Source organism: Nocardia neocaledoniensis, assembly GCF_003182135.1.
In the GTDB taxonomy this organism is placed as follows: domain Bacteria; phylum Actinomycetota; class Actinomycetes; order Mycobacteriales; family Mycobacteriaceae; genus Nocardia; species Nocardia neocaledoniensis.
Map to the genome: position 1 here is coordinate 1 of NZ_QGTL01000003.1, position 14,069 is coordinate 14,069.

13 protein-coding genes are annotated in these 14,069 nt (G+C 70.6%); 8 read left to right on the top strand and 5 right to left on the bottom strand.

The window, feature by feature from the left end; translation table 11 throughout:
• Both DFR69_RS08280 and DFR69_RS08285 read right to left on the bottom strand, forming a co-directional pair.
• On the bottom strand, window positions 1-302 hold a 302-nt coding region (locus DFR69_RS08280; protein WP_208643937.1), incomplete at its 3' end, for an enoyl-CoA hydratase-related protein.
• A gap of 69 nt (window positions 303-371) precedes the next feature.
• Window positions 372-1,436, bottom strand: coding sequence for an enoyl-CoA hydratase/isomerase family protein (locus DFR69_RS08285; protein ID WP_110037500.1), 1,065 nt, complete (start codon window positions 1,434-1,436; stop codon window positions 372-374).
• Window positions 1,437-1,518: 82 nt separating this feature from the next.
• On the opposite strand from DFR69_RS08285, the gene DFR69_RS08290 reads away from it, so the two are divergent.
• Window positions 1,519-2,064: a hypothetical protein gene (locus DFR69_RS08290; protein WP_110036915.1), complete on the top strand. Its 546-nt coding sequence runs from the start codon at window positions 1,519-1,521 to the stop codon at window positions 2,062-2,064.
• Window position 2,065: 1 nt separating this feature from the next.
• On the opposite strand, the gene DFR69_RS08295 is transcribed toward DFR69_RS08290, so the two are convergent.
• Entirely contained in the window at window positions 2,066-3,031 is a 966-nt protein-coding gene (locus DFR69_RS08295) for a GlxA family transcriptional regulator (RefSeq protein ID WP_110036916.1), read from the bottom strand.
• Window positions 3,032-3,132: 101 nt separating this feature from the next.
• Here DFR69_RS08295 and DFR69_RS08300 point away from each other — a divergent pair, with 101 nt between their 5' ends.
• Window positions 3,133-3,930 carry an NAD(P)H-dependent oxidoreductase gene (locus tag DFR69_RS08300; protein ID WP_110036917.1) on the top strand — a complete coding sequence of 266 codons (798 nt, stop codon included), beginning with the start codon at window positions 3,133-3,135 and terminating at the stop codon, window positions 3,928-3,930.
• A gap of 97 nt (window positions 3,931-4,027) precedes the next feature.
• Here the strand turns inward: DFR69_RS08300 and DFR69_RS08305 are convergent, their stop codons facing one another.
• On the bottom strand, window positions 4,028-4,990 hold the full coding sequence (locus tag DFR69_RS08305; protein ID WP_110036918.1) for a DUF2157 domain-containing protein: 963 nt from the start codon (window positions 4,988-4,990) through the stop codon (window positions 4,028-4,030).
• 139 nt (window positions 4,991-5,129) lie between these two features.
• Here DFR69_RS08305 and icmF point away from each other — a divergent pair, with 139 nt between their 5' ends.
• Complete coding sequence (gene icmF, locus DFR69_RS08310) at window positions 5,130-8,351, top strand: fused isobutyryl-CoA mutase/GTPase IcmF (protein ID WP_110037501.1); 3,222 nt, start codon at window positions 5,130-5,132, stop codon at window positions 8,349-8,351.
• 3 nt (window positions 8,352-8,354) lie between these two features.
• On the opposite strand, the gene DFR69_RS08315 is transcribed toward icmF, so the two are convergent.
• Entirely contained in the window at window positions 8,355-9,005 is a 651-nt protein-coding gene (locus DFR69_RS08315) for a TetR/AcrR family transcriptional regulator (RefSeq protein ID WP_110036919.1), read from the bottom strand.
• A gap of 102 nt (window positions 9,006-9,107) precedes the next feature.
• Here DFR69_RS08315 and DFR69_RS08320 point away from each other — a divergent pair, with 102 nt between their 5' ends.
• The 5 genes from DFR69_RS08320 to DFR69_RS08340 all read left to right on the top strand — a co-directional run bounded on the left by DFR69_RS08320 (window position 9,108) and on the right by DFR69_RS08340 (window position 14,061).
• On the top strand, window positions 9,108-9,935 hold the full coding sequence (locus DFR69_RS08320) for an SDR family NAD(P)-dependent oxidoreductase (RefSeq protein WP_110036920.1): 828 nt from the start codon (window positions 9,108-9,110) through the stop codon (window positions 9,933-9,935).
• Between the two features lie 22 nt (window positions 9,936-9,957).
• The gene (locus DFR69_RS08325) at window positions 9,958-10,881 is read left to right on the top strand and encodes a reductase (protein ID WP_110036921.1); all 924 of its coding nucleotides are present in this window, start codon (window positions 9,958-9,960) and stop codon (window positions 10,879-10,881) included.
• A complete protein-coding gene (locus DFR69_RS08330) occupies window positions 10,878-11,435 on the top strand; it encodes an NAD(P)/FAD-dependent oxidoreductase (protein ID WP_110036922.1) in 558 nt (185 codons plus the stop codon). Before DFR69_RS08325 ends, DFR69_RS08330 begins: the two co-directional genes overlap by 4 nt.
• Window positions 11,432-12,916: a flavin-containing monooxygenase gene (locus DFR69_RS08335; RefSeq protein ID WP_373867116.1), complete on the top strand. Its 1,485-nt coding sequence runs from the start codon at window positions 11,432-11,434 to the stop codon at window positions 12,914-12,916. Before DFR69_RS08330 ends, DFR69_RS08335 begins: the two co-directional genes overlap by 4 nt.
• An 86-nt stretch (window positions 12,917-13,002) precedes the next feature.
• Window positions 13,003-14,061, top strand: a complete 1,059-nt coding sequence (locus tag DFR69_RS08340) for an amidohydrolase family protein (RefSeq protein ID WP_110036923.1) — start codon at window positions 13,003-13,005, stop codon at window positions 14,059-14,061.
• The last annotated feature ends 8 nt before the right edge of the window (window positions 14,062-14,069 follow it).

The window sequence follows — 14,069 nt, forward strand, 5'->3', positions numbered from 1 at the left end:
CGGAACTTCGCCAACCGATCCCACCCGGCGAAGAAATCCGACATGTACATGTCCATGTAGGACTGCGGCGCCATCTCCTTGATATCGGCACCCGCGGCGAAAGCCTTCTCCGAACCGGTGATCACCACCGCACCGATCGAATCATCGGCCTCGAGCTCGTCGAGCGCGGCGACGACATCGTCGAGGACCTGCTTGTTGAGCGCGTTGAGCGCCTTGGGCCGGTTCAGCGTGATCCAGCCGACCGCGCCTTTACCCTCGCTGCCGCCCTTGCGCTCCAGCAGAATCGTCTCGAAATCGGTCACAGCGCACCCTCTTGTGTTCGTCAACGGTCACGGATGCCGCTGACGATACCCAGCGGCGCTGCCGGGCTTCTACACCGCCGAACCCAGCTCGCCCGCGCCCAGCGGGGCGAAGTACGCCTCGACCTGAGCCGGGGTGACCTCGGCGAGCGTGGCCGGCGACCAGCGCGGCGCGCGGTCCTTGTCGATCACCTGGGCGCGGATGCCCTCGACCAGGTCATGGGTGCTCAGCGCGGTCACGGTCATGCGCAGTTCGACAGCGAGCGCGGCGGCCAGCGTCGGCAGTTCGCGGGCCCCGCGCAGCGCGCGCAGGGTGGCCTTCACCGCGATCGGCGACTTGCTGAGCAGGTCTTCGGCGGCCTTGGTCGCCTCGGGCGCGTCGGCGGCGCGCAGGGCCTCCACGATCTCCTCGACGGTGTCGGCGGCGTAGCAGGTGTCGATCCAGCCGCGTTGCGCGGCGAGTTCGGAGTCCGGCGCGGGCGCGGCGAAGCGGGCGATCGCCTCGTCGGCGGGCAGGGTGCGCAGGGCGTCGAGGAGGGCGGGCAGGTCGGCCGAAGGCACGAAGGTGTCGGCGAAACCGGCGAAGATCGCGTCGCCCGCGCCCATCCGCGCCGTGGTCAGCGCGACGTGGGTGCCCAGCTCACCGGGGGTGCGTGCGAGCAGGTAGGTGCCGCCGACATCGGGGACGAAACCGATCCCGGTCTCCGGCATGCCGATCTGCGAGCGCTCGGTGACGACGCGGTGGCTGCCGTGCGCCGACACGCCGACCCCGCCGCCCATCACGATGCCGTCCATGATCGCCACGTACGGCTTCGGGTAGCCGCCGATCAGGTCGTTGAGCAGGTATTCGTCGCGCCAGAACGCGGCCGACGGGGTATCGAGCGGCGCGGGCCCGCCCTCGGTCACCGCCTTGGCGTCGCGGTGGATGGCGACGATGTCGCCGCCGGCGCACAGCCCGCGCTCGCCCGCCCCGACGATGGCGACGGTGCGGATCGCCGGATCCACGGCCCAGTCGCGCAGGGCCGCGGTGATGGCCGAGCACATCGAGTGGGTGAGCGCGTTGATCGCCCGCGGCCGGTTCAGGGTGATCAGACCGAGCCCGTCGCGTACCTCGAACAGCACTTCCGCTTCACTCATGCCCGTCACGATAAATTCGGCGCTGGGCGAACCCGGAACGATGTGACGCATTCCACCGGCCTGCCTACGGCACAATCGGGGCATGGGCACCGACCATTTCGTGCGGATCACCCGCCTGCGCGCGCTGATCGAGCACGAGAACACCGGCCCGGACGAGCGCGCGACGGCGCAGCGGATGCTCGACCGGATCCTGCGGAAATCCCCCGAGGCCGCCCGCGCCGAGTCCGACCGGGTGTACGGCAAGCGCCACGATCGGCCGGGCAGGCACGCGAGCACCGCCTCGATCGTCGAGTCGGTGCGTGACGACATCGCCTTCGCCCGCCGCTTCGCCGTCGTCGGCGGGCCGGGCGAGGTGACCGTGCACAGCCCGCTCGCCGCCGCGCCCGCCGAGCTGACGGTGTCGGTGTACACCCCGTTCGCCGATCAGATCGTCGTCACCATCGACGACATCCCGCCGTCGTGGGGCTGGGAGTTCGACGAATTCGACCGCACCACCGCGACCGAGGACCTGCGCCGCCTCGCCGACGAACTGGCCGAGATCATCGACAGCTACAACCACGACGGCGCCGATGTGGGCCCGCGCTTCTTCCGTACCATCCGCGCCCAGCAGACCACGCTGATCCGCTGACCTATCCCCCGCCGTGGAAGGTGGCGCGATAGGCCGACGGGCTGGTGCCCAGCGCTCGCGAGAAGTGCTGGCGCAGTGAGGCTCCGGTGCCGAAACCGGCCTGCTCGGCGATCTGGTCGACGCCGAGTGTGCTCTGTTCCAGCAGTTGCCGTGCCCTGATCAGGCGCTGCCCGGCGAGCCAGGCGCCCGGCGACATGCCCGTCTCCCGGCGGAACCGGCGGGTGAAGGTGCGCGGGCTCATGGCGGCGTGCGCGGCGAGGACCTTCAGGGTGAGTGGCTGATCGAGATGAGCCAGTGCCCATGCCCTGGCGCCGCTGGTCGTCGACTCGTCCGCGGCGGGAAGCGGCAGATCGATGAACTGGGCCTGGCCGCCTTCGCGATAGGGCGGCACGACCGTCCGCCGCGCCACGTCACCGGCGACGGCCGCGCCGTGATCGGTGCGGATAAGGTGCAGGCACAGGTCGATTCCGGCCGCTTCGCCCGCCGCGGTGAAGATGCCGTCGTCCTCGGTGAACAGCACGGCGGCGTCCAGGCGCACCGAGGGGAACTCGGCGCGCAGCCGTTCGGCCGACAACCAGTGCGTGGTCGCGCGGCGCCCGTCCAGCAGACCGGCGCGAGCGAGGACGAAGGCGCCCGTGCAGATCGAGGCGATCCGGCGGCCCGCCCGCCGTGCCGCGCGCAGGTGTTCGGCGATCTCCGCCTCCGCCGGGTCGTCGCGCTCGTCCAGCTCGTGCGAGGCCGGGACGACGATGGTGTCGGCGGCGGCCAGCGCCGCGGCGCCGTGGTCGACGGCGATCGCGAAATCGGCGTCCGTGCGCACCGTGCCCGGCTCGGGCGCGCAGGTTCGTACCTCGTAGAGCCGCGCGCCGTCGCCGGAGCGGGCCGAGCCGAAGAGCTGGTGCACGATCCCCAGCTCCATCGGCATCACCCCGTCCCGAGCCAGGACCGCGACCCGATGGACAGCCATGGCCCGATTCTTTCATATCTTGTCGATCGAGCCACTGGTGTGGTGCTGTCGAGCTCGGCAGCCTGGACGAGGTGACCGCTCGACGGAAAGGAGCCGAAGCGATGCGAGTCCTGTGGGTGTTCGCCCATCCGGAGCCACGATCGCTCACCGCCCAGCTGCGCACGGTCGGGATCGCCGCGCTGCGCGAGGCCGGGCACGAGGTGATCGAATCCGACCTCTACGCCATGAACTGGAACCCGGTCGTGACGGCCTCGGACTTCGCCCATGACGGCGTCGAGCGACTCGACGTCGCGCACGAGTCCGAGTCGGCCCTGCGCGCGGGACGCCTGGCCGCCGACATCCGCGCAGAGCACGAGAAGCTGGCCTGGGCCGACACGGTGGTGCTGCATTTCCCGCTGTGGTGGTACGGGATGCCGGCCATCATGAAAGGCTGGCTGGACCGAGTCATGGTGCAGGGCTACGCCTATGGCGTGCGCGACCCCGAGTCGGGGCGCACCCGGCGCTACGGCGACGGTGGCCTCGCCGGCAAACGAGCGACGGCCGTCGTGTCGGTCGGCGCGCACGCGGGTCTGGGCCCACGCGGCATCCACGGCGACCTCACCGAGGTCCTGTTCCCGCTGCTGCACGGCACCTTCTTCTACACCGGCATGGACGTGGTCGAGCCGGTGATCATCCCCGGCACCAACCGGGTGAGCGACGAACGCTTCGCCACCATCACCGCCGACCTGCGCACCCGGCTGCTCGCCCTGCCGACCACCGCGCCCATCCCCTACCGCCACCAGGACAGCGGCGACTACGACGCCGACTGGAACCTGCGCCCGCCGCACCTGCCGGGCCGATCCGGACTGGGGATCCACCGGCACGACGATGAATCCCCCTGGGCCGCACAGGTTCGCTAACTCAGCCCCTGGGCGAAACCGCCGTCGACGACGAGTTCGGTACCCGTCGTGAACGTGGCGTCCACGGCCGAAGCGCCGGCCGCGCTCGCGGGCTGAGTCAGCCCTGACGCTTCGGTCCCACCAGGGCGGCGATCAGGCCGGCGGTGAGGACGACGGCGCCGATGGCGAGGACGGCGCTGGCGGCGACGGGGCCGCCGTCGGTGTGGTCGGCCACGGTCTGGGCGACCGCGCCCGCCACCGCCGCCGCGCCGCCGAGGACCAGCACGGGTTCGGGCCGCAGCGCGTACAGGGCGAAGCAGGCCAGGCCGACCAGCAGGGTCAGGGCGGGCGGCCACAGCGACTCACCCCAGGTCACCGATTGGGCGCCGCCGACGGCGATGAGCCCGCCGATCAGGTAGCCCGCCCACTCCGCGACGAGCAGTCGCGCCCAGGCGAGCGCGAACCACAACGCGCCGAGCAGCATCAACAGCACCCCTGGCCACACCGACCGATAGTCGAAGATCTCGCCGGTCGTGTTCACCACGCTCGCGACACCGAACGCGCCGAGCACGGCCATTCCGAGCAGACTCGGCACCAGCAGATAGCCGAGCGTCGCCATCAGCAGTCCGGCGAGCGACGCGGCGATCTCGGCGCCGTCCCCGGCACCGAACGCGGTGGCCACCGCGCCGCACACGGCCCCGGCCGCCAGCGCCAGCAGCACCGCCGCGAGCCTGCTGCGCCCGGCCGAGGCGATCGGGACCCGCCGGAACACCCCGTCGCAACCGCCCGCGAGCACCACCGCTCCCCCGACCGCGCACCCCGCCACGACCAGCAGCAACACCACCCGCCCGGTCTGCGCCACCTGCGTCCAGGCCCGCCCGAGGAACAGGGCAAGCCCGGCCAACACGAGTCCGGCCCCGAGATAGGCGACGATCTCGGCCAGCACCCGCCCCGCGCCCGCCCGGCCCGCCCGCTCCTCGGCGTCGACGGCCCGCAGGATCGCCCCGCGCTGATCGGCACTGATCACCCCGCCCGCGACCAGTCGCTCCAGCGCCACCCCGACCCGATGCTCGCGAACCATCCGTCGAGTATGTCGAGCGCCCGCGCCGAATCCGGCGATTCGCGCCGGCCGCGTTTCGCAGCGGCGTGACCCAGGTCATACTAGAATTAGTTGGACGTCCTAGCATCGGGCGATCCACCCACTGTTCGTGGAGGCGGTCATGAGCGAGTCCGGCGCACTGCACGTCCCGGTCCATCCCGTGCGATTCGTGACCTCGGCGGCCCTGTTCGACGGGCACGACGCGGCGATCAACATCATGCGGCGCATCCTGCAGGCCCAGGGCGCCGAGGTGATCCATCTCGGCCACAACCGCTCGGTCCGCGAGATCGTCGACGCCGTCGTCGAGGAGGACGTCCAGGGCGTGGCGGTCAGCTCCTACCAGGGCGGGCACATCGAGTTCTTCGAGTACCTGGCCGAGGCGCTGCGCGCGGCGGGCGCCGGACACGTGCGGATCTTCGGTGGCGGCGGTGGCGTGATCGTCGCCGAGGAGATCGAGCGGCTCGCGCGCAGCGGGGTGCGGATCTTCTCGCCGGAGGACGGTCAGCGACTCGGCCTGCCCGGCATGATCAACGAGCTGATCCGCGAGTGCGACACCGATCCGGCGCAGGCCCCGCCGAACCTGAACGCCCTCTACACCGGTGACCGGAATGCTTTGGCGCGCACCATCACCTGCCTCCAACAGGGTGCGCTCACCGAGGACGACCGCGCCGCGATCCTGACGGCGGCGGGCCGACGCCAGGTCCCGGTCCTCGGCATCACCGGCACGGGCGGTTCCGGAAAGTCCTCGCTCACCGACGAATTGGTGCGCCGGCTGCGCACCGACCAGCAGGACAAGCTGCGCGTGGCCGTTCTCGCGGTCGATCCGACCCGGCGGCGCGCGGGTGGCGCGCTGCTGGGCGACCGCATCAGGATGAACGCCCTCGACGGCGAGCACGTCTACTTCCGGTCGCTGGCCACCCGCGGCAATCACGAACTGCCCGACGACATCGACACCATGATCGCCGCCTGCCGCGCCGCGGGTCACGACCTGGTGATCCTGGAGACGCCCGGCATCGGCCAGGGCGACGCGGGCATCGTCGACCACGTGCAGGTGGCGCTGTACGTGATGACACCCGAGTTCGGCGCTGCCTCGCAGCTCGAGAAGATCGATATGCTCGACTACGCCGATGTGGTGGCGGTGAACAAGTACGAGCGGCGCGGCGCGGCCGACGCCGTGCGCGACGTCGCGCGCCAATTGATCCGCAACCGTGGCGAATTCGGCGCGAGCCCCGCCGACATGCCCGTCTTCGGCACCAGCGCGGCCACCTTCGACGACGACGGCGTCACCGCGCTCTACCAGCATCTCACGGGCCTGCTGAGCGAACACGGCCTCGCCCTCGAACCGGGCACGCTACCGAAGGTGGACACCAAGGTGTCCACCCGCTTCGCCACGCTGGTACCGCCGGCCAGGGTCAGGTACCTGGCCGAGATCGCCGAGACCGTGCGGTCCTACCACGCCGAAACGACACGGCAATGCGCTGCGGCGCAACGTGTCCAGCGGCTCGCCGCCGTGGCCGCCGAACTGCCCGACGACACCGCGGTCGCCGAGCTGCTGACGAAGGCGCGCGCCGACCTCTCCCCCGAGTCCGCGGCGCTGCTCGCCGAATGGCCCGCCCTCGCCGAGAGCTATCGGGGTGAGGAACAGGTGGTCCGGGTCCGCGACCGCGAGATCCGCACCCCGCTGCGCCGCGAATCGCTGTCCGGGTCGAGCATTCCGCGCGTCGCCCTGCCGCGCTACACCGACCACGGCGAGCTGCTGCGCTTCCTGCGCGCCGAGCACCTGCCCGGCCGGTTCCCCTTCACCGCAGGTGTTTTCGCCTTCAAGCGGGACAACGAGGACCCGGCCAGGATGTTCGCCGGAGAGGGCGATCCGGCGCGGACGAACCGCCGGTTCAAGGTGCTCAGCGCGCACGCGGAGGCCACCCGGCTCTCGACGGCGTTCGACTCGGTGACCCTCTACGGCCACGACCCGGCCGAGCGGCCCGACATCTACGGCAAGGTCGGCACGTCGGGCGTCTCGGTGGCCACCATCGAGGACATGCGCACGCTCTTCGACGGTTTCGACCTGTGCGCACCGACCACCTCGGTCTCGATGACGATCAACGGTCCCGCGCCGACCATCCTCGCCTTCTTCCTCAACGCCGCGATCGATCAAGCGCGCCAACGCTTCACCGAGGCCGAGGGCCGCGAGCCGACGGGCGAGGAGGCCGCTGCGATCAGGGCGCGCACGCTGTCGACCGTGCGCGGCACCGTGCAGGCCGACATCCTCAAGGAGGACCAGGGCCAGAACACCTGCCTGTTCTCCACCGAGTTCAGCCTGCGGATGATGGCCGACGTGCAGGAATGGTTCGTGCGCAACGATGTCCGCAACTTCTACTCGGTCTCCATCTCCGGCTATCACATCGCCGAGGCGGGGGCGAACCCGATCAGCCAGCTCGCGTTCACGCTGGCCAACGGATTCACCTATGTGGAGACCTATCTCGCGCGCGGGCTGGCCATCGACGACTTCGCGCCGAACCTGTCGTTCTTCTTCTCGAACGGCATGGATCCGGAGTACACGGTGATCGGGCGGGTCGCCCGGCGGATCTGGGCGGTGGCCATGCGCCACCGCTACGGCGGCGGCGAGCGCGCGCAGAAACTGAAGTACCACGTGCAGACCTCGGGCCGGTCGCTGCACGCCCAGGAGATGCAGTTCAACGACATCCGCACCACCCTGCAGGCGCTGATCGCGGTCTACGACAACTGCAACAGCCTGCACACCAACGCTTTCGACGAGGCGGTGACCACCCCGACCGAGGATTCGGTGCGCCGCGCGCTGGCGATCCAGCTCATCATCGCCAAGGAATGGGGCCTGGCGGTCAACGAGAATCCGTTGCAGGGCAGCTTCATCATCGACGAGCTCACCGACCTGGTCGAGGAGGCGGTGCTGCTCGAGTTCGAGCGGATCAGCGAACGCGGCGGCGTGCTCGGCGCCATGGAGACCGGCTATCAGCGCGGCCGCATCCAGGACGAGTCGATGCGCTACGAACAGCGCAAACACGACGGGTCGCTGCCGATCGTCGGCGTGAACACCTTCCGCGGGCACGACGACGAGACCGCGCACGGCCCACTGGAACTGGCGCGCGGCACCGAGGCCGAACGCCGCTCGCAGCTCGATCGCCTGCACGCCTTCCAGGACGAACACGCCGAGCAGGCCCATGCGGCACTGACGCGGCTGGCCGAGGTGGCCCACACCGACGGCAACATCTTCGAGGTCCTGATGGACGCGGCGCGGGTCTGCTCGCTGCAGCAGGTCACCGACGCGTTCTTCGCGGTGGGCGGCCAGTACCGGCGCACGGTGTGAGGCTCAGCCGCCGATGATCTCCGGGGGCAGGAACATCGCGCCGAGCTGGGTGGCGATGGCGAAGGTGTGCTCGACGATCCGCGCGGCGTCCACGTCGATCGCACCGGTTCGCCAGGCGGTGAGCAGTTCGATGAAGCCGCCGATGCCGGCCAGCGTGCTCATCCGCACGGCCGTCTCGTCGACGTCGGGGCGCAGGTAGGGCCAGGCGGCGGCGATCAGCAGGTCGGTGGCGTCGGTGAGCATCGCCTTGCGCCGCTGTTCGAGGACGGCGCTGCCCGCGTGGTCGGCCAGCAGGATGCGGGCCCGGCCACGCTGGTCGGTCTGCAGGGCGACGGCGCGGGCGATGGCGGCGCGCAGGATGTCCATGGGCGCGCGCCCGGCGTTGTCGGCCAGGATGGCGGCCAGGTCGGCGAAGACCTCCGCGCACACCTCGTCCCAGACCGCGGCCAGCAGGTCGTCGCGGTCGGCGAAGTTCTCGTAGAAGTACCGGTCGTTGAGCGCCGCGCGCTGACAGACGCCGCGCATCGTCACCGCGGCCCATCCGCTGTCGAGCCAGATCGCCAGCGCCGCCTCGACCAGTTCGGCGCGGCGCTGCGCCCTGCGTTGCTCCGCGGTGCGGCCACCCCATGTCCGGGCCGGTGCGCGCACATCCATGGTTGACAAAGTACTCCCCCGCGCGCCTAATTGGTGTCAGGTGCGGCCAATGGTGGCATGTGACACCAATTGGAGCCGGACCGCCAGGACCCGGGAGTCGCCATGCGCCTGTTTCGCCGTCGCCGAACCGAACACGCCGACGCGGTCGTCACCGGCGCGGGCAGCGGCATCGGCCGCGCCTTCGCGGTCGAACTGGGCAGGCGCGGCGGGCGAGTGGTGTGCTCCGACATCGACGCGAGCCGGGCCGCCGACACCGCCGCCCTGGTGGACGAGGCGGGCGGCAAGGCCATCGGCGCCCGCTGCGATGTCACCGCGATCGACGAGGTCACCGCGCTGGCGACCCTCGCGCAGGACTGGTTCGGCGGCGCGCCCACCCTCGTGATCAACAATGCCGGGATCGGCGCGGGCGGGCCGCCGGTCGGTGAATTCACCCTCGACGACTGGGAGCGCACCCTCGGGGTGAATCTGTGGGGCGTCATCAACGGCTGTCACGTCTTCACGCCGATCCTGCGCGCGGCCGGACGGGGCGCGGTGGTCAATGTCGCCTCCGCCGCCGCTTTCGGTGCCGCCCCACGGATGGCGGCCTACAACGTGAGCAAGGCGGGCGTGCTCGCGCTGTCGGAGACGATGGCCGCGGAGCTGGCGGGCACCGGCGTCGGCGTCACGGTCCTGTGTCCCACCGCCGTGAAAACCGGGATCCTGCGGTCGGATTCGCCGCTGGACGACACCGCCGAGCGCCTCGGCGGATCGCTGCTGCGCTGGACCGGCCGCCCACCCGCGAGCATCGCGAAGACCACCCTCGACGCCGTCGACCACGGCGACCTGTACGTGGTCCCGCAACTGGAAGCCAAAGTGCTGTGGCAGGCCAAACGCTGGATGCCCGCCACCTACACCCGTTCGGCGGGCCTGCTCGAGCGGGTGGTGCGCTGAACCGACCGAGAGGAGACGGACAATGACGTTCGCCTATCCCGACATGCTCGCCACCGTGCGTGCCAAGCAATGGGCCCTGGCCGACATCGACTGGGACGCACCAGGTGCCGAGCTGGTCACCGACGAGCAGCGACCGCGCCTTGCCGCGTTCATGTCCGATCTGGTGTGGATCGAACACGTCGGCGCCCGCGGTTTCGCCGCACTGGTCCAGCAGGCGCCGCCGGGCGCGCTGCGCGAGATCTACCGGCACTTCCACGCCGAGGAGCAGAAGCACGCCAATGCGGAGCTCGCGCTCATGCGCCGCTGGGGGATGCTCGACGACGACGCGATGCCGGTGCCCAACAAGAACATCCGGCTGGTGATCAGCTGGCTCGACCGCTACGCCGAGGACATGACACTGCCGGTCCTCGGCACCGTCATCCCGTCCCTGGAGACGGCGCTGGACGGCGCGCTGGTGAAGTTCCTGCTCGACGAGGTCGACGACCCGGTGTGCCACGAGGTGTTCCGGCACATCAACAGCGACGAATCCCGGCACCTGGCCGTCGGATTCCAGGTGCTCGAGCAGCTCGGCGCCGGCCCGCTGCGCAAGATCGCCATCGAGACAGCGGGTTTCGCGGCGCGACCGTCGTTCGTGCTCGGCGCGCTGCTCTACGCGCCGCTGTTGTCGCGGATGGCGGCCGATATCGTCGCGCTCGGGCTCGACGAGGAGAAGCTCTGGAACGCGGTGCGCCGCTATGAGAACGTCGGCGAGCGCAGCCCGCAGATCCGGCGGCTGCCGCTGTATCACGTGGTGCGCCTGCACGCGAAGGCCACCATCGACCGGCGCCAGCCGTTCCAGCTGCTCGCCGACGTGTCCAGCGCCTGCATCGACCGGTTCCCGGTCCGGGTGCTGGGTCACCGTCCGTCGTGGGTCCGCGAGCTCACCTACGATCCGGTCGCGAAATGAGCGGGCTCCCCGGCACCTTCGACGGCCGGATCGTGCATCACCTCGACTTCCACCCGCGCCGGGAATTCACCGGCGAGCGGGTGGCGATCATCGGTTCCGGCGCGGCGGCGGCGCGACTGCTCCCCGGTATCGCGGCCGAGGCGGCGCGGGTGACGGTTTTCCAGACCGAGGCCGTCTGGATCGTGCCGCGCGCACCGCTGCCCTCGGGTGCGCTGCGGCACGCGCCGGATCGGCTCGTACGTCTCGTCGCGCGGGCGAATCTCCGTCTGCAGATACGTGATTCGTGGATGCGGCACCGGCTCACCCCCGACGACGACGCGGGGGTGGCCGTGCACGACAGCTACTACCGCACCCTGCGGCAGCCGCACTGCCGCCTGGTCACCTGGCCGATCGCGCGCCTTGCGCCGAGGGGCGTGCGCACCGTCGACGGCATCGAGCACCGGGTCGACACCATCGTCTTCGCCGACGACTCCCACCACGTCGTGCGCACCATCGGTCGCGGCGGACAGCTGCCCGCGACAGCCGCCAGAGTCGGCAGGAAGGAATCAGCGTGAGCACCATCGAGCACGAGATCATCATCGTGGGGGCGGGCTTCTCCGGGATCGGCGCCGCGATCGCTCTGCGGGAGGCGGGTTTCGGGGACTTCCTGCTCGTCGACGATGCCGACGGGGTCGGCGGCACCTGGCACTGGAACACCTATCCCGGTGTCGCCGTGGACATCCCGTCGTTCAGCTACCAGTTCTCCTTCGACCAGCGCACCGAGTGGTCGCGGGTGTACGCGCCGGGCCGCGAGCTCAAGGCCTACGCCGAATCCTGCGTGGACAAACACGGTCTGCGCGAACACATCCGGTTCAACACCACCGTGGTCGCCGCCGAGTTCGACGCCGACGCCGACCGCTGGCTGCTGCGCACCGCCGACGGCGCCGAACTGACCGCCCGCTTCGTGCTCAGCGCGACCGGCGTGCTCACCCGCCCGAAGCTGCCCGAGATCCCCGGCATCGAGACCTTCGCCGGGACCACGGTGCACACCGCGCGCTGGGATCACGGCCTCGACCTGCGCGGCAAGCGGGTCGCAATCATCGGCACCGGAGCGTCGGCGGTGCAGGTGATCCCCGAGATCGCCCCGCGAGTGGAGCACCTCACCGTCTTCCAGCGCACCCCGATCTGGTGCCTGCCCAGGCCCGACCTGCCCGTGCCGCCGCCCGCGCGCTGGGCGCTGCGCCTGCCCGGCGGCCGTACCCTCACCCGGTTGATCAGCCAGACCTACGTCGAGGTCACCTTCCCGCTGGCCGCCCACTACCACCGCTCGCTGCCCACCGCCGCGATCGGCGAGCGGGCCGGCCTGGCCCATCTGCGCCGCCAGGTGAAGGACCCGGACGTGCGCGCGAAACTCACCCCGAACTACGCCCTCGGCTGCAAACGGCCCAGCTTCTCCAACGACTATCTGGCCACCTACAACCGCGCGAATGTCACGCTGGAGACCGCGCCCATCACCGAGATCACCGCGACCGGAGTACGCACCGCGGACACCGAGCACCCGGCCGACGTGCTGATTCTGGCGACCGGTTTCAAAGTGATGGAGTCGGGAAATATGCCGACCTACGATCTGCGCGGCGTCGACGGCCTCGACCTGGAGAAATGGTGGGACGAGAACCGGCTGCAGGCCTACGAGGGCGTCAGCGTGCCGGGATTTCCCAACTATTTCTCCATCATGGGTCCCTACGGCTACAACGGCGCCTCGTATTTCACGCTCATCGAGAATCAGACCCGTCATATTCTGCGGTGCCTGCGCCGGGCCCGCGACACCGGCGCCACCAGGGTGGAGGTGCGCCGCGAGGCCAACGACCGGTTCTTCCGCGAGGTGCTCGCGCGGCGCGGTGGGCAGGTGTTCTGGCAGGACAGCTGCGCCAACGCCAACAGCTACTACTTCGACAAGCACGGCGACGTGCCGCTGCGGCCGTCGTCGACGCTGGAGGCCACCTGGCGCAGCGGCCATTTCGACCTGGCCGATTACGTGTTCACCCCGGCACGCTGACCGCCCGCTGTTCATCCACCCCGTCCCGTCGGAATGTGTGACAATCGCGCCACCGAAGCGATCGGCACCGACGGGACGGCGGCGGAATGACACTGACCGATATCGACATCATCGATGCGCACCTGCACCAGTGGGACCCGCATACGACACCTCGGCAATTCAGCAAGCACGCCACCCTGCTGCGCTATCTGCCGATTCCGATCGATATCGCGACGCGATTGACCCCGCGGCGCGACCGCGAATTCGTCGGTGACGCCACGGCCTACATGGGCCCGTACCTGCCCGCCGATTACCGCACCGACCTCGGTCCCACCGCGGCATCGGCGCTGGTCCACGTCGAGGCGGACTGGACCGGGTGGCAACCCGACGAGACCCGCTGGGTGGCGAGCCTGCCCTTCGGCGTCGACACGCCGCGGCTGGCCGCGATCGTCGGCGCGGCCGATCCCGCCGCTCCCGACTTCGCGGCCGTCCTGGACGCGCACCAGTCGGCCTCACCCCTGCTGCACGGCATCAGGACGAACGTGGCCCACCATCCCGATCCCGCGGTGAAATCGTTCGCGGCGCACGACGGGCGGCTCACCGCGCCCGCGTTCCTGGACGGGTTCGGCCTGCTCGCCGAGCGGGGACTGTCGTTCGACACCTGGATCTACTCGGTCCAGTTGCCGGAACTGACCGCACTGGCCGAACGCTTCCCCGAGGTGCCGATCGTGCTCGATCACCTGGGCACGCCCGCCGGGCTCTTCGGGCCGGTCGGCAAGTCCACCGGCCGCACCGTGACCCAGCGGCACACCCTGTTCGAGCGCTGGCGCCAGGACCTCACCGATCTGGCCGCGCAGCCCAATGTGGTGGCCAAGGTCAGCGGGCTCATGATGCCGGTGCTCGGCCATCCGGTGCCGCCCCGCGGCGCGCCGACGCCGGTGCCCGTCCTGGTGGAGCGCGTGCGGCCGATGCTCGCGCACGCGCTCGCGGTGTTCGGCGCCGACCGGCTGATCTGGGGCTCGAACTTCCCGGTCGACCGGCCGATCACCAGCATCACCGGCGCCGCCGAGACCGTCGCCACCGTGCTCACCGACGCCGGCGCCGACACCGACGGCCTGCGAAAGGTCTTCGGCGGCAACGCGACTCGCGTGTACCGTATCGACTGACCGGCGAT